Here is a 21163-nt window from a genome sequence, read left to right as displayed (position 1 = left end):
CAGCTAGAACCTACAAACAGGAACCAAACATGGTTGCTGAAAGTTTGGGCAGGGATGGGACGCCACAAGGAGTGTTTATGATGAAACGCCAACCACGGATTCTGGCAGGCACGGCGCTTGGCCTGTTGATGGCGTCCGCGCCGCTAGGCGCGTTCCCGCTGCAAGGCAATGCCGCACTCGGCCCCGTGCAACGCACCGCAGCGCCGCTCATCCCAGTGCAATCGAGTTGCGCCGAGGGCGAGTCGGCGGAGGCCTGCGCGCAGAGCCAGCAGGCAGAGCAGCCCAGAAAGAAGAAGCGCGACCAGCAGCAGCAAACGGAATCCGCTCCGGCCGAGCAGGCGGCTCCGGCCGAGTCCGAGCAACCCCGCAAGAAGCGGCGCAATCAGCAGCAGCAAACAGAATCCGCTCCGGCCGAGCAGATCGCTCCAGCCGAGTCCGAGCAACCCCGCAAGAAGCGGCGCAATCAGCAGCAGCAAACAGAATCCGCTCCGGCCGAGCAGATCGCTCCGGCCGAGACCGAGCAGCCCCGCAAGAAGCGGCGCAATCAGCAGCAGATCGAAGCGGCCCCATCGGAACAACCGGCCGAGCAGGCAGCGCCGGCAAACGACAACCAGCCCAACGTCAATCCGCGCAAGAAGAAGCAAAAACAGAACCAGCAGATCGAGGCTGCCCCGGCAGAACAGGCTCCGACTGTCGAGCCCGGACAAAAGCCGGGCAAGCGCAAGAAGCCTGCTGAATTGACCGGACCCGCCACGGAGGCGGAAGGCCAGCCGGCGCCGACCAATAAGGAAGCGACCCCACAGGCCCAACCGGCTCCGACCGAGCAGCAGGCCGCTCCCGTCCCGGGCGAACAGCCCCAGGACAAGATCAAGAAACGTGGCAAGAGGCCTGTCGGCGAACAGCCGGTGACAGGAGAGCAACAGCCCTCGACCGGCGAACAGCCTTCGACTGGCCAGGCCGCGCCGGTCCAGGGGGAAAATCCGGTCCAGGGTGAAGCCCAGGCCAATCCGAACGAGGCACCTGTTCTGGACAGCCAGAAGGATGTCTTGCGCAAGCGCAAGGGTGGCAAGGAGCGCGGCCAAAATGCCGGTAAGCGGCAGGGCAACCAGCCCGCCCAGCAGGGCGAGAACCAGGTGGAAGCCCCGAAGCCGGCTCCGGTCGATCAGGGGCCGCCACCCACCGACGACCGGGCAGCCCAGCGGGAGATCAAGCCTGAAAAAATCGTTCCGGTGACCGAGGAAAAAGGCAAGCGCGTCGAGCGTGCGCCGGACATCGAGGATGTTCGTCGTCGTCCGCGCCCCCAGGGTGCCAACGTCGTCAGGGAATTCGGCGACCGCGTTATCCTCCAGTTCAACAACCAGACGTTCGTCGAAAGCAGCGATGCACCGCGCATGCACCGCGGCGCCAGGAATGTCTATTATGAGGACCTGTCGGGCGATCGCACCCGGGAAATAGTCGAGCGTGACAATGGTGTCCGGATCGTCACCATCCGCAATCGCTACGGCGACGTCATCCAGCGTTCACGCATCGCGCCCGACGGCCGCGAATATGTGCTGAGCTATGTCGACGAGCGGAACTATGACGATGATGCAGACTGGCGCGACCCGGGCGACGACCTGCCGCCGATGCGCCTTACCATCCCGCAAGAGGAATACATTCTGGATTCCGAAGAGGTCGAGGATCCGGACGACTACTACACCTTCCTCGAACGGCCGCCGGTCGAGAGGGTCCAGCGCCTCTATTCGATCGACGAGGTCAAGCGCTCGGCCCGCGTGCGCGACATCGCCCGCCGCATCGACCTCGACACGCTCAACTTCGAATTCGGTTCGGCCTCGATTTCCGACACCGAGGTCCAGAAGCTAGAGGGTGTTGCCAACGCCATGGACAAGCTGCTGAAGAAAAACCCGGCCGAGAGCTTCCTGATCGAGGGCCATACCGACGCTGTCGGCACACCGGAAGCGAACCTTGCTCTGTCCGACCGCCGCGCCGAGGCGGTCGCCGAAGCCTTGACCAACGCCTTTGGCATCCCGCCGGAGAACCTGACGACGCAGGGCTATGGCGAGGAGTATCTCAAGGTCAACACGTCGGGACCCAACCGCGAGAACCGCCGCGTCGCCATCCGCCGGATTACCCCCCTGGTAGCGCCTGTGGCCAGCGCCCAATAAACCGCAATGTGAACCGCGCGATTTGATCAACCATTGAATCGCGCGGTCATCAATCTTGAAACGCGCGGTTACCCATCCCAGATTCTGGAAAGGGCGTTCCCTGCCCTGTCCCGACTCCAGCGGGACACACGAGCCCCGCCGGTTCCCCTCCCCGGCGGGGTTTCGTTTTTTTGAAACCTTGCAAACCGCCGCAGCCTGCCCGAAATACGGCACTCCGACAACGGAGCCCGAATCGCCGCATGAAGCGCCTCGAACTCGCCATCGAATCGATCATTCTCGCCTCGCGCTGGCTGCTGGTCGCCTTCTATCTCGGACTGGGTGCGGCACTTGCCATCTATGCCGTGTCCTTCGGCAACAAGCTGTTCGAGTTCGTCTCCGTTGCCTTCACGCTCGATGACACCGACACCATCCTGAAAATACTCGGCCTCATCGATGCCGCGCTGGTCGCCTCACTGGTGGTGATGGTGATCATCTCGGGTTACGAAAACTTCGTCAGCCGCTTCGATGAAAATGACGGCAAGGTGCATTGGCTGGGCACGATCGATGTCGGCTCGCTGAAGGTCAAGGTCGCCTCGACAATCATAGCGATCTCCTCGATCCACCTCTTGCAGGTGTTCCTGAACTCGGTCTCCTACACGACCGACCAGCTGATGTGGCTGACCATCATTCATCTGGCCTTCGTTCTGTCGGCACTGATGCTTGCCTATATCGACCGGCTGATGGGTCTTGGCAAAGCCAAGAAAGCCGAAGACTGAGCACGCGTCTGTGCCGGTCTTTAAGAGATATGCCTGTCAGCTAGATACTTTCCGTCAGTAGATACCTTTGATTTTGGTATCCGTCCGGCCGAACACCTCGTCCGGCACAAAAAAGTCGCCGGCGAGCGGGCCTGTCGCACCCGGCGCATAGGCCGAGAAATCGCTGACGCCCTCAGCGCGCAGCACTTCTTCGTCAATGTAGAAATTGCCGGTCGCCTCACGCGACGGCCTGACCAGGATGGCGTATGCCGCATCGGCCATGATGTCGGGCGAACGGCTCATCGCCGCCACCGTCGCCCCGCCCAGGAGGTTACGCACCGCCGCGGTGTCGATGGTCGAGATCGGCCATAGCGAATTGACCGCAATGCCATCCCTGGCGAACTCGGCGCTCATGCCCAGCGTGCACATCGACATGCCGAACTTTGCCATCGTGTAGGCGACATGGTTCTTGAACCACTTGGCCTTCATGTCGAGCGGCGGCGCCAGATTCAAGATGTGAGGATTTTCCGCCAACCTCAAGTGCGGAATGCACATTTTGGAGACGAGAAAAGCGCCGCGCGTGTTGATCTGGTGCATCAGATCGTAGCGCTTCATATCAGTCTCCAGCGTGCCGGTGAGTTGGATGGCACTGGCGTTGTTGACGCAGATATCGACGCCGCCGAACCGCTCCACGGTCTTGGCAACCGCCTCGGCGACCTGTTCTTCATCCCGAATGTCGCACAGCGCCGGCAGCGCCTTGCCGCCGGCCTGCTCGATCTCGTGCGCCGCCGTGTAGATGGTCCCGGGCAGCTTCGGATGCGGCTCGGCGGTCTTGGCCGCGATCGTCACGTTGGCGCCATCGCGCGCGGCGCGCAGCGCAATCGCCAGCCCGATGCCGCGCGACCCGCCGGAGATGAAAAGCGTCTTTCCCTTGAGCGACATCCTTGCGCCTTCCTGCAACATGAAAGACACGATCCTTGCGCGGCTGAGAACCGCCGCGCAAGGCCCAACACACCGCATGTGGGTTACGCTGCGTCGGCCTTGAGACGAGCTAGACCAGCACCAGGCCCTGCCGCATGGCGATGGCAATCGCATCGGTGCGGTTGGCGGCACCGAGCTTCGTCAGGATCGCTGCGACATGGAACTTCGCCGTATGCACGGAGATGTTCAGCCGCCGCGCGATGACCTTGTTGGGGGCGCCCTCGGCCAGCAGCGCCAGCACCTCGCTTTCCCGCGGCGAAAGCGTCGGCCGGACGATATGCTCGTCAGTCGGTTCCTCTTCGAACCGGTCGCTGTCATGGAAGGTCAAATCGTGATGCCGATCGGATAGAGCATGGCTGTCGCGCGAAATCCGGTAGCCCGCAGCCGCGAGCCGCGCGGCGGCGGCGATCAGCAACTCGTCCGCTTGCACGGGCAGCACGGCAAACACTGTATCGGCCGGCCGTTCGCGGGCCGCTCGCGACGATAGCAGCACGCGAGGCATAGCCGCGTCGACGAGCCCGCCTTGTAGCCCATGATCATCGACGATGGCGACATCCGCCGCCTCACGCCCGTCGACTTCGCCGGCCAGAACCGGCCGCAGATCATCGGTCGCGGCGAGAACGGCGGACAGACTTCGCGCGCGCTCGACGTCACCGAGCGCGATCAGCACCGTCAGCCGTCTGCCAGCGACCTCGCCGCTTACCATCTATCCCTCAGCTCAGTGGCTTTTCACCGATGGTCAGGGAAACCTCACGGTTCTCGCCGCCGCGCACCACGCCGAGTGTGACCAAGGCACCGGCGCTGTCCGGCCCGAGCTTGCGGATCAGCTCGCGCGGGCCATGCACCGTCTCCGCGTTCCACGACACGATGATGTCGCCGAGACTGAGACCGGCTGATTTCGCCGGCCCGTTATCGTCGAGGCTCATCACCATGGCGCCCTGTGTATCACCATTGCGGACCGGATGCAGGCCGGCGCCAAGATAGCCGCGCGCCACATGGCCCTTCTCGCGCAGCGTCGTGACTGCCCGCTCGATCGTTTCGTAAGGCATGACCAGCGCCCGCCGGCGTGGCCCGAACAGCAGCATGCCGATCAGTCCACCCTTGGCGTCGAGCACAGGGCCACCCTCGAAACGGCCGCCGGCATTGACGGCAAGGTTGATGCGCCGGTCGATCGTGCCGCCGCGCATTGAACGCCAGGCCGGGCCGACCTCGCCGACCGTGCCGAAGGTAGCGAGCGAGGTGCCGTCGCTATTGCCCGCCACGACCGCCAGATTGCCCGGCCGCACCGCATCCGCCTTTACCAGTGACGGGGCGCCCGGCGCGCCGGCCGGTTTCAAAACGGCCGTGCCGGTGGACGGGTCGCGGCCGACCAGTTCCGCCTTGACGGCTTCGCCCGAAGAAAACGTCAGCTCGATCTCCTCGCCGGCCTCGACCGCCTCCTCGGCAGTGACGAAATAGCCGTCCCGCCAGTGGAAAGCAGTTGACGTCCGGTGGTGCGTCGCGAAGCTGGCCGTCGCTGGTGCCGCGGCTGCCGCGATGTCGGCAATGGCGTCGGAAAACGTGCTCAGATTGAAATCGCTCATGATTTATCTCCTGGGTTCTTCGTGACCCAGATATCGCCCGGCAGGACGTTGGCGGATACTCGCCTGACGGCTAGTTTGGGCATGTGACTGGCCATCTGGTCAGGTCGCGGCCGGTCCGGCCGCTCCGCACATATAGGCATTGTTCATCTTGTTCCAAACGGAGCCCTCGGATGGCCCTGCCCGCCCAGCAATTGCAATATGACGATGCCCTTCTCGATGCCTATTCGGCGACGGTCGCCGATGCCGTCGACCGCATCGGGCCCGCCGTCTGCCGCATCGAGCGCATCGGTGGCCCGGGCGGCCATGGCTCCGGCTTCGTCATCGCGCAGGACGGGCTGGTCGTCACCAACTTCCACGTCGTCGGCGATGCGCGCAGCGTGCGCGTGTCAATGCCGGACGGCGCCTCCAGGGAAGGCCGCGTGCTCGGCCGCGATCCCGACACCGACATTGCGCTGGTGTGCGCCGACGGCAACTTTGCCGATGTTGCGCCGCTTGGCGATTCCAAGCGTTTGAGGCGCGGCCAGATTGCAATTGCCATCGGCAATCCGCTCGGCTTCGAATGGACCGTCACCACTGGCGTCGTCTCGGCACTCGGCCGCTCGATGCGCGCCTCCACCGGCCGGCTGATCGACGACGTCATCCAGACCGACGCCGCGCTCAACCCCGGCAATTCCGGCGGCCCGCTGGTGTCCTCGGCCGGCGAGGTGATCGGCGTTAACACCGCGATGATCCACGGTGCGCAAGGCATCGCCTTCGCGGTTGCCTCCAACACCGCCAATTTCGTCATCTCGGAAATCATCCGCTTCGGCCGTGTGCGCCGCGCCTTCATCGGCGTTTCCGCCGATACCACCAACCTGCCGCGCCGCGCAGCCCTTTTGTCGCAAGTGTCGAGCAGCACGGCGGTGCGCCTTCGCACCGTCGAAAAGAACAGCCCGGCGGACAAGGCCGGCCTCAGGGAAGGCGACATTATTGCCGCCATCGACGGCCGCCCGGTCACCGGCGTCGACGATCTGGTGCGCATGCTCGACGCCGAGCGAATCGGCCGCGAGACACTGTGCACGGTGGTGCGCCGCTCCGGCATTACTCAGGTCACCGTGATGCCGTTGGCGCGGGCGAGTTAGCGCGCCGCAGCACCCTGCGCATATTGCGCCATAAATTCTGGGCTCGGCGGGATCGGCCTGATCACGTCGATCAGCACGCCGTTGGGATCCCTGGTGATGAAATGGCGCTGGCCGAAGGATTCGTCGCGCAGCGTTCGCAGGATCGGCAGGCCAGCGGCGGTGATCCGCTCATAGATGGCATCCGGATCCCTGACCTCGAAATTGATCAGCAGGCCAGATGTGCGGCCCCGCCCTTCCTCCGGGATCGTCTCATGATCGCCCTGGACGATGCCGAGGTTGACGCGACGGTCTTCGGCCGAGCGCAGATGCACGTACCAGTCGGCCTCAAACAGCGGCTTGAAGCCGAAATGCGCAAAAGGCTGCCGTGCCGGCAACGTCGCTCGTCATCAGCACCGGATAATAGCTCGTCGTCCTCATCTTTCCTTCTCCCGGCAAATAACATACAGTCTGCAGGTAAATGGAATTAACATACAGGCTGCATGTATGCAACAAGGATCCGCTCGCCGCTCCAACCGTGATCGCACCGCCGCGACACGCGCCGAGCTCATCGCCGCGGCTCGCAAACTGTTCACCGAAAAGTCCTATGCCGAGACCGGCACACCCGAGATCGCCGCCGCTGCCGGCGTCACGCGCGGCGCGCTCTATCATCACTTTGCCGACAAGCAGGCGTTGTTTGCCGCTGTGGTCGAACAGGAGGCGCAAGCCGTCTCGGAAGAGATCGAACGCGCGTCGCCGCCTTCGCTATTTGCCCGCGATGCGCTGATTGCCGGCTCGGATGCCTGTCTGGCTGCCATGCGTGCGCCCGGCCGTACGCGGCTCTTGCTGCTTGATGGCCCGGCCGTGCTCGGCCGCGCCGCCATGGATGCGATCGACAATCGCCATGGCAACCGTTCGCTGCGCGAAGGCCTTGTTGCCGCGATGCGCTCGCACTCCATGACGAGACTGCCTGTGGAAGCACTGACCGCTTTGCTCGCTGCCGCCTTCGACCGCGCAGCGCTCGCCATCGAAACTGGAGCATCGATCGAGGACTATCGCGCCGTTCTCATAGCGCTGATCGACGGCCTGTCTCCGGCTCCTCCTCAGGCACCTCACCCGGTTCGAACTCGTTGAAACAGCCTAGCTGGCGCTTGAACTGGTCGATCAGCCAGGCGGCCGCCGGTTTTGGGCTGCGATCGGCGCGGTGCATGGCATAGAGCGGCGAGCGGACTTCGCTGTAAGGCTCGAGATCGAGTTCGACGAGCCGGCCGTTCGCCAGATCATCGGCAATCAGCCATCGCGGCAGCCCGCCCCAGCCCAGCCCCTCGCGCATCAGCACGTGCTTGGTGCGCACATCCGTCAGCCGCCAGGTGCGGTAGGCGAAGACGCCATAGTCACGCCCGCGCGTACGCTCGGACTGGTCCGAGACGACCAGTTGGATGTGTTCGCGGACATCCTCTAGCGCCACTGGTCTCGGCAGCAGCGCCAGCGGGTGATCAGGCGCTGCGGCTGGCACCAGGGAGAAGAAGCCGATGCGAAGCAGATTCACGTCCGTCTCACCCAGAAGCCCCCCGATGCCGAGATCGGCCTGTCCGCCGACAACATGATCGAGGATAAGGCCAAGCGAGCCGATATGCAGACGCAGCGTCACGGCCGGGAACTGCGCCTCGAATGCCTTTAGCACCCGAACCAGCACCGGCGACGGTAGCGTCACGTCGACCGACAGCGTAACTTCCGCCTCCAATCCCTGCCGGTATCCGTCGACACGCGAGCGGATGCGTTGCAGCACGCCGACCATTCGCCGGGCATCTTCCAGCGTCGCCTTGCCGACATCGGTCAGTTGCGGTTCACGCGTGCCCTCGCGCTCGAACAGCTTCAGCCCGAGCTGCGCTTCGAGGTTGGCGATGGCGTAGCTGATCACCGATTGCGCGCGATTCAATTTGCGCCCGGCGGCCGAGAAGCTGCCGGTCTCGGCCACCGCAACCAGGATCTGCAGTTGGTCAAGCGTCGGGTTCGGTTGCATCGTTCAATCCACATTTTAGATGGATAATATACAAAATATACCAGTTTTTCAAATGGGTCCGCGTACACATATCTGCCGGGAGATTTTGATCCAACCCTGGAGACCCCATTATGTCCATCCTTCTTGTCACATCGAGCCCGCGCGGCGCTGCCTCACACTCGACCCGTATTGCTACTGAATTCGCCGAAAAGCTTGTTGCCGCCGATCCGTCGAACACGCTTGTCGTGCGCGACCTCGTCGCCAATCCGTTGCCGCACATCGATGCCGATTATGCGACCGGCATCTACACGCCGGCCGAAGCGCGCACCTCGCGCCAGGCTGAAGTCGTTGGCGTCTCCGATGTCGTGCTGGATGAACTGTTCGCCGCCGATTCGGTGATTCTCGCCACCGGCTTCATCAACTTCAACATCTCCTCGACGCTGAAGTCCTGGGTCGATCACATTGCCCGTTCCGGCAAGAGCTTTGCCTATGGCGAGAACGGCCCCAAGGGCCTCGTCGCCGGCAAGAAGGTCTACATCGTGCTGGCTTCGGGCGGCATCTATTCCGAAGGTGCGGCCGTGCAGTTCGATCACGCCATTCCCTACCTGCGCAGCGTGCTTGGCTTCCTCGGCATGACCGATCTCGAGGTCATCCGCATCGAAGGAGTCGGCATGGGCGCCGATGCGCTGGCAGCAGCGCTGGCCAAGGCCTCGACCAAGGTCGACGCCATTGTAGCCGCGACCGGCAATGCCGAGCGCGTCGCCACCGCGGCGTAAAGCGTCAGCATCGTCTGAATTGTACAAGGGCAGGCGCCCGGCGCCTGCCCTTGTTGTCGTTGGCGACAACCTATTGTGGTGGGCCACACAACCGCCATTGGTTATTCCGCTTGTCTGCGCTATCGGTCGCGGATGTTCCTTTCCGTTGCCACAACGCACCGTCCGGCCACCGATCTCGGTTTCTTGCTGCACAAGCATCCGGATCGCCTGCACGAGACCGACCTGTCTTTCGGCAAGGCGTGGCTGTTCTATCCCGAGGCAACCGAAGAGCGGTGCGAGGCTGCACTCCTGCTCGATGTCGATCCTGTGGGCCTGGTGCGGGGCAAGGGCCAGGCAGAAGGCCTGCTCGACCAATATGTGAACGACCGGCCTTACGCAGCATCATCCTTCCTGTCGGTGGCGCTGAACAAAATGCTGCGGACGGCGATGACCGGTATATCGAAGGAGCGCCAGGAACTGGCCGACAGCGAACTGCCGCTGGAAGCCGTGGTTACGCCACTGCCAACGCGCGGCGGTGAGGTTCTGGTTCGAAGTTTGTTCGAACCCTTGGGCTGGACAGTCGATCTGACGCCAATCGAAGGAATCGGGGGTGCTGCAGGCGAGCCCCGATACGGCCATCTGAAGCTGACCGGCACGGGCCGGCTCAGCGCCTTGTTGAACCACCTCTATGTGCTGATCCCGGTGATGGACGATGCCAAGCATTACTGGGTCGGCGAAGCAGAGATCGACAAGCTGCTGTCCAAAGGCGAAGGCTGGCTGGAAAATCATCCGGCCAAAGACCTGATCGTGCGCCGCTATCTGGGCAATCGCAGGGCCTTGACCCGCATCGCTCTGGAGCGGCTGGCTCCCGAGACGGCTGGCGAGGCACGACCTGCCGAGTTGCGCGCCACGCCCGAGGAAGCGCTTGAGACGCCTATCCGGCTCAACGATCTGCGCATGGACGCAGTTGTCCACGCCATTCGGGCGACGGGAGGAACCACGGTTGCGGATCTGGGATGCGGTGAAGGTAAGCTGCTCGACAGGCTGGTGCGCGAGCGATGGATCCACAAGCTGTTCGGTCTGGATCCGGCGGCGCGCGAACTGGAATGGGCCGCAAAGCGTCTCAAGCTGAACGAATTAGGCGGGCCGCCCGAGGGCCGGGTCACGCTGCTGCATGGATCGCTGACCTACCGCGACAGCCGTTGGGCCGCAGCCGACGTCGCCGTTCTGGTCGAGGTCATCGAGCATCTCGACGAGGACAGGCTGCCCCTGGTCGAACGCATCGTTTTCGGTGAGACGGCGCCCAAATCCGTCATCGTGACCACTCCGAATGCGGACTACAACGCTCTGTTTCCAAGACTGGTCCCTGGCGCATTTCGCCATCCCGATCACCGTTTCGAATGGAGCCGGGCCCAGTTCCAAGCCTGGGCGGCCAAAATCGGCGAGATCTATGGCTATGCAGCCACCTTCAGCGGTATCGGAGCCGAGGACCCGACCCTCGGCGCCCCCACACAGATGGCGGTGTTCACCCGATGAGAGAACCTGATAAGACCAACCTCACCATTCCTGACTTCGCCCTCGTCGTGCTGATCGGCTCGACCGGATCGGGCAAGTCGACTTTCGCCACCAAGCATTTCCTGACGACCGAGATTATCTCCTCGGACCAGTGCCGGGCGCTGATCTCCGACGACGAAACCGACCAGGACGTCTCTGCGGATGCCTTCGATCTGGTTCGCGAAATAGCCGGCAAGCGGCTCAAACACCGCAGGCTGGCCGTCATCGACGCCACCAATGTGCGAGCCGCCGACCGCAAGCCCTGGATTGAGCTGGCGCGCAAGTGGCATGCTTTGCCCGTCGCCGTGGTCCTCGATCCAGGCGTCGAGGTGTGCGTCGCACGCAATGCGGTGCGAGCCGACCGGCAGTTCGGCGCCGGGGTCGCCCAGCGCATGACAACCGAGATCCGCAAGGGTCTTGGCGGCCTCCAACGCGAGGGCTTCCGCCAAGTCTGGAAGCTTACCAGCGAGGCCAGCATCGACGCGGCCGAGGTGTCGCGACAGCCGCTGTGGACCGATAAGCGCGACGACCATGGCCCGTTCGATATCATTGGCGACATCCACGGCTGTTCGGATGAGCTTCATATCCTGCTCGCTCGATTGGGCTACAGCATCGTCTGGTCTGAGCATCAGGGCGACCGAACGGTCACCGTGGTCCCACCAGAGGGCCGCAAGATCGTCTTTGTCGGCGACCTCGTCGATCGCGGCCCCAACTCGCCCAACGTACTCCGCATTGCCATGAGCATGGTCGCGGCTGGAACGGCTTACTGTGTCCAGGGCAACCATGAACGCAAACTCAGCCGCTGGCTAGAAGGCCGCAAGGTCACGGTCGCTCACGGCCTCCAGCAGACTGTCGATCAGCTAACTGCACAGGACCGAGGCCTGCGCGAGGCGCTGCCGGCCTTTCTCGACGGCCTGCGCAGCCATGTCTGGCTCGATGGCGGAGGCCTCGCCGTCGCCCATGCCGGCCTCAAGGAAGAGATGATCGGACGCGGTTCCGGCGCTGTGCGCGAGTTCGCTCTGTACGGCGAGACCACAGGCGAGACCGACGAGTTCGGGCTGCCCGTCCGTGCCGACTGGGCTGCGGCCTATCGTGGCAAGACGGCCATTATCTATGGACATACGCCCACGCTATCGGCCGAATGGGTCAACAACACCCTGTGCATCGACACCGGATGCGTATTTGGCGGCAAGCTGACGGCCTTGCGCTGGCCGGAACGCGAACTGGTCGAGGTGCCGGCAATCCAGACCTGGTCGGAGCCGATACGTCCGCTGGGCGGGTCCGGTCCCGGTAAATCGGCACAGGCCGACGCCGACGGCGTGCTCGATTATCAGGATGTCTCCGGTCGCCGTTGGATCGAGACCGGACTGAGGGGCCGGATTGTCGTGGCCGAGGAGAACGCGTCGGCAGCACTGGAGGTGATGAGCCGCTTCGCGCTCTCGCCGCAATGGCTGATCTATCTGCCGCCGACCATGTCGCCGTCCGAGACCAGCAGCCAGGACGGCTGGCTGGAACGTCCGGAGGATGCCTTCGCTTACTTCCGCGAGCGCGGCGTTGCGCAGATCGTGTGCGAGGAGAAGCACATGGGTTCGCGGGCAGTGATCGCGCTCTGCCGGAACGCGCAGGCGGCACGCAGCCGCTTCGGGGTCCCTGGCGACGAAACCGGCGCAATCTGGACCCGCACCGGACGCTCCTTTTTCAATGACAGTGCCATGACGGAGGACCTGCTCGCCCGTCTTCGCACCGAGGTCGACGCGGCGGATCTGTGGAAGGAATTGAACAGCGACTGGCTGCTGCTGGACGCCGAGATAATGCCTTGGTCGGCCAAAGCCGGCAGTCTGATCGAAAGCCAGTATGCGCCTGTGGCCACATCCTCTGCCGCCGGTCTCAAGGCCAGCAGCGAGGCGCTGGCCCGTGCGATGGCGCGCGGCGTCGATGCAGCCGGCCTGAACGCACGCCTTGAAGACCGGGCCGTCCGCGCAGCCAAATACGCCACCGCCTGGGTGCCCTACGTATGGCCAGTTTCGGGCGTCGAGGACCTTAAGGCCGCGCCTTTCCACCTGCTGGCCAGCGAGGGACGTGTTTGGTTTGACCAGGACCATGTCTGGCACATGTCGCTCGCGGACCGTCTGGCTGCCCGTGGCGGCGTGGTCACGCCGACTCGATGGCGTATGGTTGATCTGGCCGACGGCAGCGCGTGTGCCGAGGCCGTCGCCTGGTGGGAAGCGCTGACTGGCTCAGGCGGCGAAGGCATGGTGGTCAAACCATGCGACTTCGTCAGCCGTGGCAAGAAGGGGCTCATCCAGCCGGCGCTGAAGGTCCGCGGCCCGGAATATTTGCGCATCATCTATGGTCCCGAATATGACGCGCCCGACAATCTCGTCCGCCTCCGAGAACGCGGCCTGGCCGGCAAGCGCAGCCTGGCGCTCAGAGAGTTCGCGCTTGGCCGCGAAGCGCTAACGCGATTTGTCGCCAAGCAGCCGCTACGCCGGGTTCACGAGTGTGTCTTCGCCGTGCTGGCGTTGGAAAGCGAGCCAATCGACCCAAGGCTGTAGTAGCCGATCTATCCGAAGATCTTCTCGCCTTGCTCGTCGACCAGCTGGATGCCCTTTTTGATCGAGATGTCGACAGCGTCATCAAGCCCGGCAAAGCGGTCGGCGCGGATGAATTTGTGCTCCTTCATCACGCCGTCGATCTCCTTCGAAACCACGCCGCAGGTCTGGTACTGGCCCTCCGCCTTGTAGGGCGTGGCGCTGATCAAAAATCCCTTGTGCTCGATCTGCTTTGCCGGCGCCGCTGTCTTTGGCTCGGCGGCTTCGTTGCCTCCGCCGAAAAGACGCTTCAGAAAAGACATGGGGTATCCTCCAACGGCAATCATCCTGCACCACATAGCGCGGTGCAGGATGATTTTCAGTACCGGTCCTTGGCCGAGCGGGCAAGGGCCGCAGCTGGCTTGGCACTCAGAGGTCAGTCGCGCGACAACGCTTCCAACGCCTCTGCGGCAGCTTCCAATATGCTGATTGCCTCGGCCTGCTTTGCTTCAGGCGCATCGACGATTTCGCCGAGCGCGGCGCGCAGCCGGTGGCGCACGGCGCGAAACTCGTCGCGCTTTTCCGAGCGGCCGCGGCCGCGCCGGCCACCGTCGCCGTCATCGTTCCAGCCGAACCAGTCGCGCGCCTTCGCCATCTTGCGGCCGAAGCACTCGAGATGTTCGAGCACGTGGTCGATCATCTCGCGATTTTCGTTGAGGTGCGCCTGCCCAGCCTCGGTGATTGAAAACACCTTCTTGTTGCCTTCCGCCGTAGAAACGGCGTAGCCGGCCTCTTCCAGGAAGGTCAGCGTCGGGTAGACCACGCCGGGGCTCGGGCTGTAGAAGCCGCTGGTGCGCTCCTCCAGCGCCTTGATGATGTCATAGCCGTGCCGCGGCGCCTCGGCCAGCAGCGACAGCGTGATCAGCTTGAGATCGCCGTCGGCCAGCATGCGCCCGGCGCGGAACATGTCGCCCGGCCCGCCGCGTCCGCCGCCTCTCATGCCATGCCCGAACGGACCAAAGCCGCCGCGCCCACCGAACTTGCCGGCCATATGCATGAAAACGCGCTCGGCGTGTTCGCCAAAACGATGATGCCCGAAATGATTGTCTTTGTGCATTGTCTGCTCCTTGAGTTATGTCTTACGATATATCTCAACTAAGTGCCCGCCACGGTCGAGTCAAGATATATCTTACGATGTATCTGAAAATGGCACCAGCAGGATTGATTTCGCCAGCGAGGGCAGCTAGAGGGTGCATGAGGGCCGAAGGCCGCTCCGTAAGCGTCTGTGAAGCAACGCATCCACCCCGGTCGTTCCGGGCAGTTACGCCGACAATACCGGCGAATGGATGCAAGGCGACGAACCGGATGCTTCAGGGAAATCCAAATGACCATGAAAACCCCCCGCAGCAAGCTGCCTGCGCGCTATGCCGCCGTGCTCGGCCCGCTGGTGCTGTCGTTGCTGATGACGTTCATCGTGTCGTTCATCTCGACACTGAAAAGCCTTGGCTTCCAGCCCGACATGCTGGCCACTTGGCTGACGGCTTGGGGCCTGTCCTGGCTGGTGGCCTTTCCGACGCTGCTGCTGGTGCTGCCGGCGGTGCGCCGTATCGTTGGCTGGCTTTGCGAGCCCGTGGCTCGATAGCAGGGCACGCGAAAGGCCTGGAAACAATCTCCGGACCTTTCGGTGCGGAGCGAATAATACCCGTTACCAGCGGCCTTTGCGCCGGTTCCAGGCATAGAGCAGATCGGCAAAGCGATCATAGCCATAGCGCGTCAACGGCAGTGCGCCGGGATTGCCGAACAGCGTTGCGAGCCAGCCTTCGCCGGGCGTCGTCCGCCATACAGCAATGGCAACATCGGCGCCGGCCAGCAATTTGCCGTCGGCGTGGATCGCATGCAGCCGGCGCCGGATGTCCTCCAGCCCGATGCCGTATCCGGCCAGCGCCGCCGGTTCGGCATTGATGTCGCGAAATTCGATCCGCCCGGCCTTGACCGCCTCGATCAGCCGCCGCTTCTGCCGGCTGATACCGGCATCACAGACCGGACAGCGCGTATTATACCAGACGGTCAGCAGAGGCTTGCTCATCTTTCGAAACGGCACCAGAGGACACGCACGGATTATCCGAGAAATGCCGTTGCGCCGCAACGTGACACGATACCGGCGGAATGGCCGGTTTCGCTGATCCAGGTCGCCCAAAGGGTACGCAGCGGTTTTACGATAACGACATGCATAAAAAGAAGAGCTTAAGCGCGTCGCAAAGGCCGTTCAGCGCGACGCGCTTCAGGCGCCGCGGCTCAGCCGAGCGAGGTGATGATCTCGCGATAGGCATCCTCCGGGAAAGCCTTGAGCGTCCGAGTCCTGACGTTGCCAGCCGTCGCCAGCATTAACGAGAAACGAGCCAGGACGGCATCGTCGGGCGCTTCGAGCACGGCCACCATGTCGCAATCCCCCATGGTGAGATAAAATGCCTTGAAGGACCCGCCCATGTCTCCCAGCAGCTTCTTGGCGGCATCGAGCCGCTTCGGCGATTCGCGCACGTTTTTGGCGCCTTGCTCTGTCCAGTTGATCAGCACGATGTAAGTTGTCATGCCACACCTCCCTCCGGTGCCACGGAGCACGGCGTCCAACTGCCGGGGCGGGCATCCGGGTTTGTCGCCCAGAGAATGCGTCCGTCGCGGAATTATCCTCTCGTAGGGCACGACACGCAAGAGCGGCGCGTTCAATCGTGATCGCCTGTGCCCAAACGGAAAAGGGCGCCACCGGCGCCCTTGAAACTGCTTATCCGTCACCCGGCCTCAGCTGTCGAGGAAGCTTCTGAGCTTGCGCGACCGGCTCGGGTGCTTGAGCTTGCGCAGCGCCTTGGCTTCGATCTGGCGGATGCGCTCGCGGGTGACCGAGAACTGCTGGCCGACCTCTTCAAGCGTGTGGTCGGTGTTCATGCCGATGCCGAAGCGCATTCTGAGCACGCGCTCTTCGCGCGGCGTCAGCGAGGCCAATACGCGCGTCGTCGTCTCGCGCAAATTGGCCTGGATCGCCGCGTCGATCGGCAGGATCGCCATCTTGTCCTCGATGAAGTCGCCAAGATGCGAATCCTCCTCGTCGCCGACCGGCGTTTCGAGCGAGATCGGCTCCTTGGCGATCTTCAGCACCTTGCGCACTTTTTCCAGCGGCATGGCGAGCTTTTCCGCCAGTTCTTCCGGCGTCGGCTCACGGCCGATCTCATGCAGCATCTGGCGCGAGGTGCGCACGATCTTGTTGATCGTTTCGATCATGTGCACCGGAATGCGGATGGTGCGCGCCTGGTCGGCGATCGAACGGGTGATCGCCTGCCGGATCCACCATGTCGCGTAGGTCGAGAACTTGTAGCCGCGGCGGTATTCGAATTTGTCGACCGCCTTCATCAGGCCGATATTGCCTTCCTGGATCAGGTCGAGGAACTGCAGGCCGCGATTGGTGTATTTCTTCGCGATGGAGATGACGAGGCGCAGATTGGCCTCGACCATTTCCTTCTTGGCGATCGCGGCTTCGCGCTCGCCCTTCTGCACCTGGTTGACGATCTTGCGGAATTCCTGGATCGAAATCGCCGTCTCGGTGGCGAGGTTCTGGATTTCGGCGCGCAGGTCGCGGATGGCGTCCTTCTCGTTCTTGGTGAATTCCTTCCAGCCGCGCGAGGTCAGATTGCCGATCGAGCGCGTCCAGTTGGGATCGAGCTCCGAGCCCTGATATTCCTTGAGGAACTCCTCGCGGCGCACGCCATAGCTTTCGGCCAGCCTGAGCAGCTTGCCTTCGTTCTGCACCAGTCGCTTGTTGATGTCGTAGAGCTGCTCGACCAGCGCCTCGATGCGCGCCGTGTTCAAGGACAGCGACTTCACCGCCTTGATCAGCTGGTCTTTCAATTCCTTCAGCCGGCGGTCCTGGCTGGGCGACAGCGTGCCCGCGGCAGCCAGCCGGTTCTCGACCTGCTGGTCCTGCAGCTTGCGCAGTTTCTTGTAGGTGTCGGCAATGACGTCGAGCGTCTCCATCACCTGCGGGCGCAGTTCCGCTTCCATGGCCGCCAGCGACAGGCTCGCCTCGTCATCGTCTTCCTCGTCGTCGTCCACCAGGCCACGCGTGTCGCCGCCGACATTGGTGATGTCGTCCTCGTCCTCGCGCGAACGGCGCGACTTTTCCTCGGTCTTGGCTTCCTCGATACGCTCGACAACCGGCGCCTGCTTGGCCTCCGGCCCGGCATAGGTCGCCTCGAGGTCGATGATCTCGCGCAGCAGGATCTTCGATTCGTTGAGCTCGTCACGCCAGATGATGATGGCCTGGAAAGTCAGCGGGCTTTCGCAAAGGCCCGCGATCATCGTCTCGCGCCCGGCCTCGATGCGCTTGGCGATCGCTATTTCGCCCTCGCGCGACAGAAGCTCGACTGAGCCCATCTCGCGCAGATACATGCGGACCGGATCGTCGGTTCGGTCGGTCGGCTCTTTCTTGGTCGTGGTGGCGGCGACGGCAGTGCCGGTCTGCTCGGCCAGCTCGTTGGCGTCTTCCTCGGCGTCAGCGGCGGTATCGGCGGCTTCGGGCTCCTCGCCCTGCTCGTCGTCCTCGACCACGTTGATGCCCATGTCGGAAAGCATGGCCATCGTGTCCTCGATCTGCTCGGAGGTCACTTCCTCCGAGGGCAGCACCGAATTCAGCTCGTCCATGGTGACATAACCGCGCTTCTTGGCGGCCTTGATCATCTTCTTGACAGCATCGTCGGAAAGGTCGAGCAGAGGGCCATCGGTCGCGGCCTCGCGTTCGGTCTCGACTTCTTCCTTTTCTTTTGTCGCCATAGTCTTTATTTTCTCCAAGCGGCTGAGTATCAAAGCCGCGTAAGCTGCCAGTCCGGTCAAATTGGATGCGCTCCTTCCAGAACGCGCTTTACCGGGCCAGTAACTGCATCTCTCGTTAAGTCCAGATTAACCCTGATATCTGTGGCAAGCTGACTGCCTGTCCAGTGATCAGTACCTTACATCGCTGCATTCCCGTCGATGCCGGGGCGGGTTAACGTTTCGAATCGACCTGATTCCGCCATTCTGGCGGAAGGTCAAGCGCCTCTCGCATGATTCGCATGAAAAAAGCGAATCAATTACCCGACTTAGAGCACCGCACGCTTGATTCAACGCGCAAGCACGTCCTTACATTTCAGTCTTCTGGAGGCTTCGATCTAAACGCGCCCAGCTCTGCCCGACGATACGCCAAACCCTTCGATCAGCGCTTCCGTTGCCTGCACATCACGAAATTGCGCCTGGATTTCGACCAGGTGCCGGTAATTTTCGTCCGTGGGATCGCTGGCGAGCGCTGCTTCCGCCTGCTTCAGCTCCTTATGTAAGGTGCGCGCGCTGCGCTGCAAGTGGAGAGCTTGGCTGAACGCATCGCGAGCATCGTCGAGTGCTGCCGTTTCCAGCGCCGGCCATTGCCGCGCACGTTTGATGAGCGCCACCGCGCGCTGCCAGATCTCACCGCAGCCGGCCCGCTCGATCGTCGCGATTACAGCCTCGCGGTTGTTGGCCATATCGTGCGCCATGGCGTCGAGGATGGCCGCATGCAGCCGCTTCAGATCGGAATTGGCGAGATCGAGGAACTCGACATGGGCGAAATTCTCGTCGATCAGCACGGGATGGTTGACGAGGGCCGCAATGATCGTCGCCTCGCGCACCGACATGCCCTCGCCGCCGCGTTTGACCAGCGCCGAGCGGCCGAGGCTTTCGGTGATCGCGGTGCGCCCACCGGCACCGCCGCCACGTGCAAACTGTCCGCCGGGTGCTGAGACCCTGCCCGGGAAGCGCTCACCGGGCCGTCCGTCCTGACGTCCCTGGCGTCCGCGCTGGGCACCGAAGAAGCTCTGCACGCGCTCGCGCATTTCCTGTTGGTAGTGATAGCGAAGGCTCTCGTCGCGGATGCGGCTGGTCAGTTCGCGTAGCGTCTTTTCGAGCTCCGCCCGCCGTTCCGGCGTGTCGAAGATGCCGCCGGCGGTCTCGCGCATCCACAAGAGGTCGGCCAGCGGCCGTGCCTCGGAAAGCACGGCGCGGAACGCATCCGGCCCGTCACCCTTGACCAGATCGTCGGGATCCTTGCCCTCCGGCAGCAGGGCGAAGCGCACGGAGCGGCCTGCCTGGACCGCCGGCAGCGCCATGTCGGCGGCGCGCCACGCTGCCTTCAACCCGGCCTGGTCGCCGTCGAAGCACAGCACCGGCTCGCCAGCCATGCGCCATAGAAGTTCGAGCTGGTTTTCAGTCAACGCGGTGCCGAGCGGCGCCACCACGTTTTCGAAGCCGGCCTGCGCCAGCGCGATCACATCCATGTAGCCTTCGACGGCAATGACGGTGCCGGCCTTGGCCAGCGTCCCCTTTCCCAGTGCTTGCCGCGCACGGGCGAAATTGTAGAGCACGTTGCCCTTGTGGAAGAGCTCCGTATCGGGCGAGTTCATATATTTGGCCAGCGCATCCGGCGCCAGTGCCCGCCCTCCGAAGGCGATGATCTTGCCCCTGGAATCCGGGATCGGGAACATGACGCGGTCGCGGAACCAATCGTAGGAAACCGGGACGTCGTCGCCATGGCGCACCAGCCCGCACGCCTCGATGTCGGCCTTGGGGACACCCCTGGCGGCAAGATGCTCCTTCAGCGCATTGCGGCTGTCGGGGGCATAGCCGAGGCGGAAAGACTGCTGCGTCGCCGGTGTCAGCCCTCGGTCGCGCAGATAGGCGCGGGCCTTTGCCCCTTCCGGTCCCTGCAGCCGTTCCTGGAAGAACGCCGTCGCCATCTCCATGACGTCAGTCAGGCTGGCGCGTTCCTTTTCGCGCCGCTCCTCCTGGGCATCGCGAACCGGCATCGGCACGCCGGCCATGTCGGCGATCTTCTCGACCGCTTCAGGAAAGCTCATCCCGTCAAGTTCGGTCAGGAACTTGAAATGGTCGCCCGAAACCGAGCAGCCGAAGCAATGGTAGCGGCCCTTCTTGTCCTCGCAGTGGAAGGACGGGCTCTTCTCGCCATGGAAGGGACAGCACGCCCAATAGTCGCCGCGCGGCGCGTTAGTCTTCTTCCTGTCCCACGCGACGCGCTGGCCGATCACCGAAGAAATCGGCACGCGGTCGCGGATCTCGTCGAGGAAAGCAGGCGGAAAGCGCATGGGGGACAGCTCGTTTGGCCTCCATATAATCACACGGTCGAAGCCCGACGACTCCTAATGGCGATCATACCCGGTTTTCACAGGCCAAAAAGAGAAGGCGGCCCGCGGGCCGCCTTCTCGATCTAAACCGACGCAGCGCGGTCAGCCGTTCCGGGCTCACTGCGCGGCGATGGCGCCGAAGATCAGGCCGGAGAGAACGCTGACCAGCAGATAGTCGTTGCCGACCCGGATCCATTCCTGCCCGGGACCCGGACGGCGCAGGCCATAGTGGCGATAGTCGCGGATCGGCTGGTGACGCTTCCAGCTGGAATATCTCTGGCCGTTGCGCCAATGGCTGCGCTTCACGACGATCTTTTTCTTCACTACGACGCGCTTGTTCACGTCGACATGCCTGCCGGGCCTTTGCCAGTCGACCTGGCTGTAGTTCGACTGCGACGCGTTTGGTGTGTTCAGAGGTGCAGTCTGGCCCTGCCAGGTGGTTGCAGCCAGCATCGAGAAGGCAATGGCGGAAAGAACGATACGTTTCATGGCGGGTACTCCTTGGTTGTCGATGCCTACGGAATAGAGCCGGGAGGATGAACCGAAACTGAACACCGAGATTACGTTT

The 21163-nt window shown here is 63.2% G+C and carries 19 protein-coding genes and 1 pseudogene; 8 read left to right on the top strand and 12 right to left on the bottom strand.

The features are described 5' to 3' along the window. Nucleotides 1-80 precede the first annotated feature (80 nt). The gene (locus tag NKJ20_RS24490; RefSeq protein WP_352747605.1) at nt 81-2165 is read left to right on the top strand and encodes an OmpA family protein; all 2085 of its coding nucleotides are present in this window, start codon (nt 81-83) and stop codon (nt 2163-2165) included. 239 nt (nt 2166-2404) lie between these two features. Next, nucleotides 2405-2920 (top strand): TIGR00645 family protein, encoded by a 516-nt coding sequence (locus NKJ20_RS24485; RefSeq protein WP_352747602.1) that lies wholly within the window; start codon nt 2405-2407, stop codon nt 2918-2920. Nucleotides 2921-2974: 54 nt separating this feature from the next. Here NKJ20_RS24485 and NKJ20_RS24480 read toward each other — a convergent pair whose 3' ends face one another. From NKJ20_RS24480 to NKJ20_RS24470, 3 genes are all read right to left on the bottom strand, one after another. Next, nucleotides 2975-3841, bottom strand: coding sequence for an SDR family oxidoreductase (locus NKJ20_RS24480; protein WP_352747625.1), 867 nt, complete (start codon nt 3839-3841; stop codon nt 2975-2977). A 109-nt stretch (nt 3842-3950) separates the two neighbouring features. After that, a complete protein-coding gene (locus tag NKJ20_RS24475) occupies nt 3951-4586 on the bottom strand; it encodes a helix-turn-helix transcriptional regulator (protein ID WP_352450729.1) in 636 nt (211 codons plus the stop codon). 7 nt (nt 4587-4593) lie between these two features. Next, nucleotides 4594-5463: a S1C family serine protease gene (locus NKJ20_RS24470; protein WP_023678283.1), complete on the bottom strand. Its 870-nt coding sequence runs from the start codon at nt 5461-5463 to the stop codon at nt 4594-4596. 170 nt (nt 5464-5633) lie between these two features. Here NKJ20_RS24470 and NKJ20_RS24465 point away from each other — a divergent pair, with 170 nt between their 5' ends. Continuing rightward, on the top strand, nt 5634-6584 hold the full coding sequence (locus NKJ20_RS24465; RefSeq protein ID WP_352747598.1) for a S1C family serine protease: 951 nt from the start codon (nt 5634-5636) through the stop codon (nt 6582-6584). On the opposite strand, the pseudogene NKJ20_RS24460 reads toward NKJ20_RS24465, so the two are convergent. Further along, nucleotides 6581-7001 (bottom strand): annotated as a pseudogene (locus NKJ20_RS24460) (VOC family protein). The gene NKJ20_RS24465 and the pseudogene NKJ20_RS24460 overlap by 4 nt on opposite strands. A 66-nt stretch (nt 7002-7067) precedes the next feature. Between NKJ20_RS24460 and NKJ20_RS24455 the strand changes: the two are divergent. Then, nucleotides 7068-7694 carry a TetR/AcrR family transcriptional regulator gene (locus tag NKJ20_RS24455; protein WP_352747595.1) on the top strand — a complete coding sequence of 209 codons (627 nt, stop codon included), beginning with the start codon at nt 7068-7070 and terminating at the stop codon, nt 7692-7694. Here NKJ20_RS24455 and NKJ20_RS24450 read toward each other — a convergent pair. After that, nucleotides 7627-8583: a LysR family transcriptional regulator gene (locus NKJ20_RS24450; protein ID WP_352747592.1), complete on the bottom strand. Its 957-nt coding sequence runs from the start codon at nt 8581-8583 to the stop codon at nt 7627-7629. The two genes, NKJ20_RS24455 and NKJ20_RS24450, sit on opposite strands and share 68 nt — an antisense overlap. A gap of 110 nt (nt 8584-8693) precedes the next feature. Here NKJ20_RS24450 and NKJ20_RS24445 point away from each other — a divergent pair, with 110 nt between their 5' ends. From NKJ20_RS24445 to NKJ20_RS24435, 3 genes are all read left to right on the top strand, one after another. Next, nucleotides 8694-9338, top strand: a complete 645-nt coding sequence (locus tag NKJ20_RS24445) for an FMN-dependent NADH-azoreductase (RefSeq protein WP_352747589.1) — start codon at nt 8694-8696, stop codon at nt 9336-9338. 132 nt (nt 9339-9470) lie between these two features. After that, complete coding sequence (locus tag NKJ20_RS24440) at nt 9471-10853, top strand: 3' terminal RNA ribose 2'-O-methyltransferase Hen1 (RefSeq protein ID WP_352747587.1); 1383 nt, start codon at nt 9471-9473, stop codon at nt 10851-10853. Next, on the top strand, nt 10850-13426 hold the full coding sequence (locus NKJ20_RS24435; RefSeq protein WP_352747586.1) for a polynucleotide kinase-phosphatase: 2577 nt from the start codon (nt 10850-10852) through the stop codon (nt 13424-13426). The genes NKJ20_RS24440 and NKJ20_RS24435 overlap by 4 nt, the downstream gene beginning before the upstream one ends. Before the next feature lie 8 nt (nt 13427-13434). Here NKJ20_RS24435 and NKJ20_RS24430 read toward each other — a convergent pair whose 3' ends face one another. Beyond that, a complete protein-coding gene (locus NKJ20_RS24430; RefSeq protein WP_023678291.1) occupies nt 13435-13725 on the bottom strand; it encodes an HlyU family transcriptional regulator in 291 nt (96 codons plus the stop codon). A 113-nt stretch (nt 13726-13838) separates the two neighbouring features. Next, the gene (locus tag NKJ20_RS24425) at nt 13839-14519 is read right to left on the bottom strand and encodes a PadR family transcriptional regulator (RefSeq protein WP_352747583.1); all 681 of its coding nucleotides are present in this window, start codon (nt 14517-14519) and stop codon (nt 13839-13841) included. Nucleotides 14520-14786: 267 nt separating this feature from the next. Between NKJ20_RS24425 and NKJ20_RS24420 the strand changes: the two genes are divergently transcribed. After that, nucleotides 14787-15044, top strand: a complete 258-nt coding sequence (locus tag NKJ20_RS24420) for a DUF2798 domain-containing protein (protein WP_031212108.1) — start codon at nt 14787-14789, stop codon at nt 15042-15044. Nucleotides 15045-15107: 63 nt separating this feature from the next. On the opposite strand, the gene NKJ20_RS24415 is transcribed toward NKJ20_RS24420, so the two are convergent. The 5 genes from NKJ20_RS24415 to NKJ20_RS24395 all read right to left on the bottom strand — a co-directional run bounded on the left by NKJ20_RS24415 (nt 15108) and on the right by NKJ20_RS24395 (nt 21084). Next, the gene (locus tag NKJ20_RS24415) at nt 15108-15488 is read right to left on the bottom strand and encodes a thiol-disulfide oxidoreductase DCC family protein (RefSeq protein ID WP_352747580.1); all 381 of its coding nucleotides are present in this window, start codon (nt 15486-15488) and stop codon (nt 15108-15110) included. 209 nt (nt 15489-15697) lie between these two features. After that, nucleotides 15698-15991 (bottom strand): GYD domain-containing protein, encoded by a 294-nt coding sequence (locus NKJ20_RS24410; protein WP_352450720.1) that lies wholly within the window; start codon nt 15989-15991, stop codon nt 15698-15700. Between the two features lie 207 nt (nt 15992-16198). Then, the gene (gene rpoD / locus NKJ20_RS24405; protein WP_023678297.1) at nt 16199-18220 is read right to left on the bottom strand and encodes an RNA polymerase sigma factor RpoD; all 2022 of its coding nucleotides are present in this window, start codon (nt 18218-18220) and stop codon (nt 16199-16201) included. Nucleotides 18221-18594: 374 nt separating this feature from the next. Then, nucleotides 18595-20556 (bottom strand): DNA primase, encoded by a 1962-nt coding sequence (dnaG, locus tag NKJ20_RS24400; protein ID WP_352747578.1) that lies wholly within the window; start codon nt 20554-20556, stop codon nt 18595-18597. Nucleotides 20557-20712: 156 nt separating this feature from the next. Then, entirely contained in the window at nt 20713-21084 is a 372-nt protein-coding gene (locus NKJ20_RS24395) for an RcnB family protein (protein ID WP_352450718.1), read from the bottom strand. Nucleotides 21085-21163 lie beyond the last annotated feature (79 nt).

The organism is Mesorhizobium sp. M0185, assembly GCF_040322175.1.
Taxonomy (GTDB): Bacteria; Pseudomonadota; Alphaproteobacteria; order Rhizobiales; family Rhizobiaceae; genus Mesorhizobium.
This window is presented reverse-complemented; position numbering and strand designations above follow the sequence as displayed.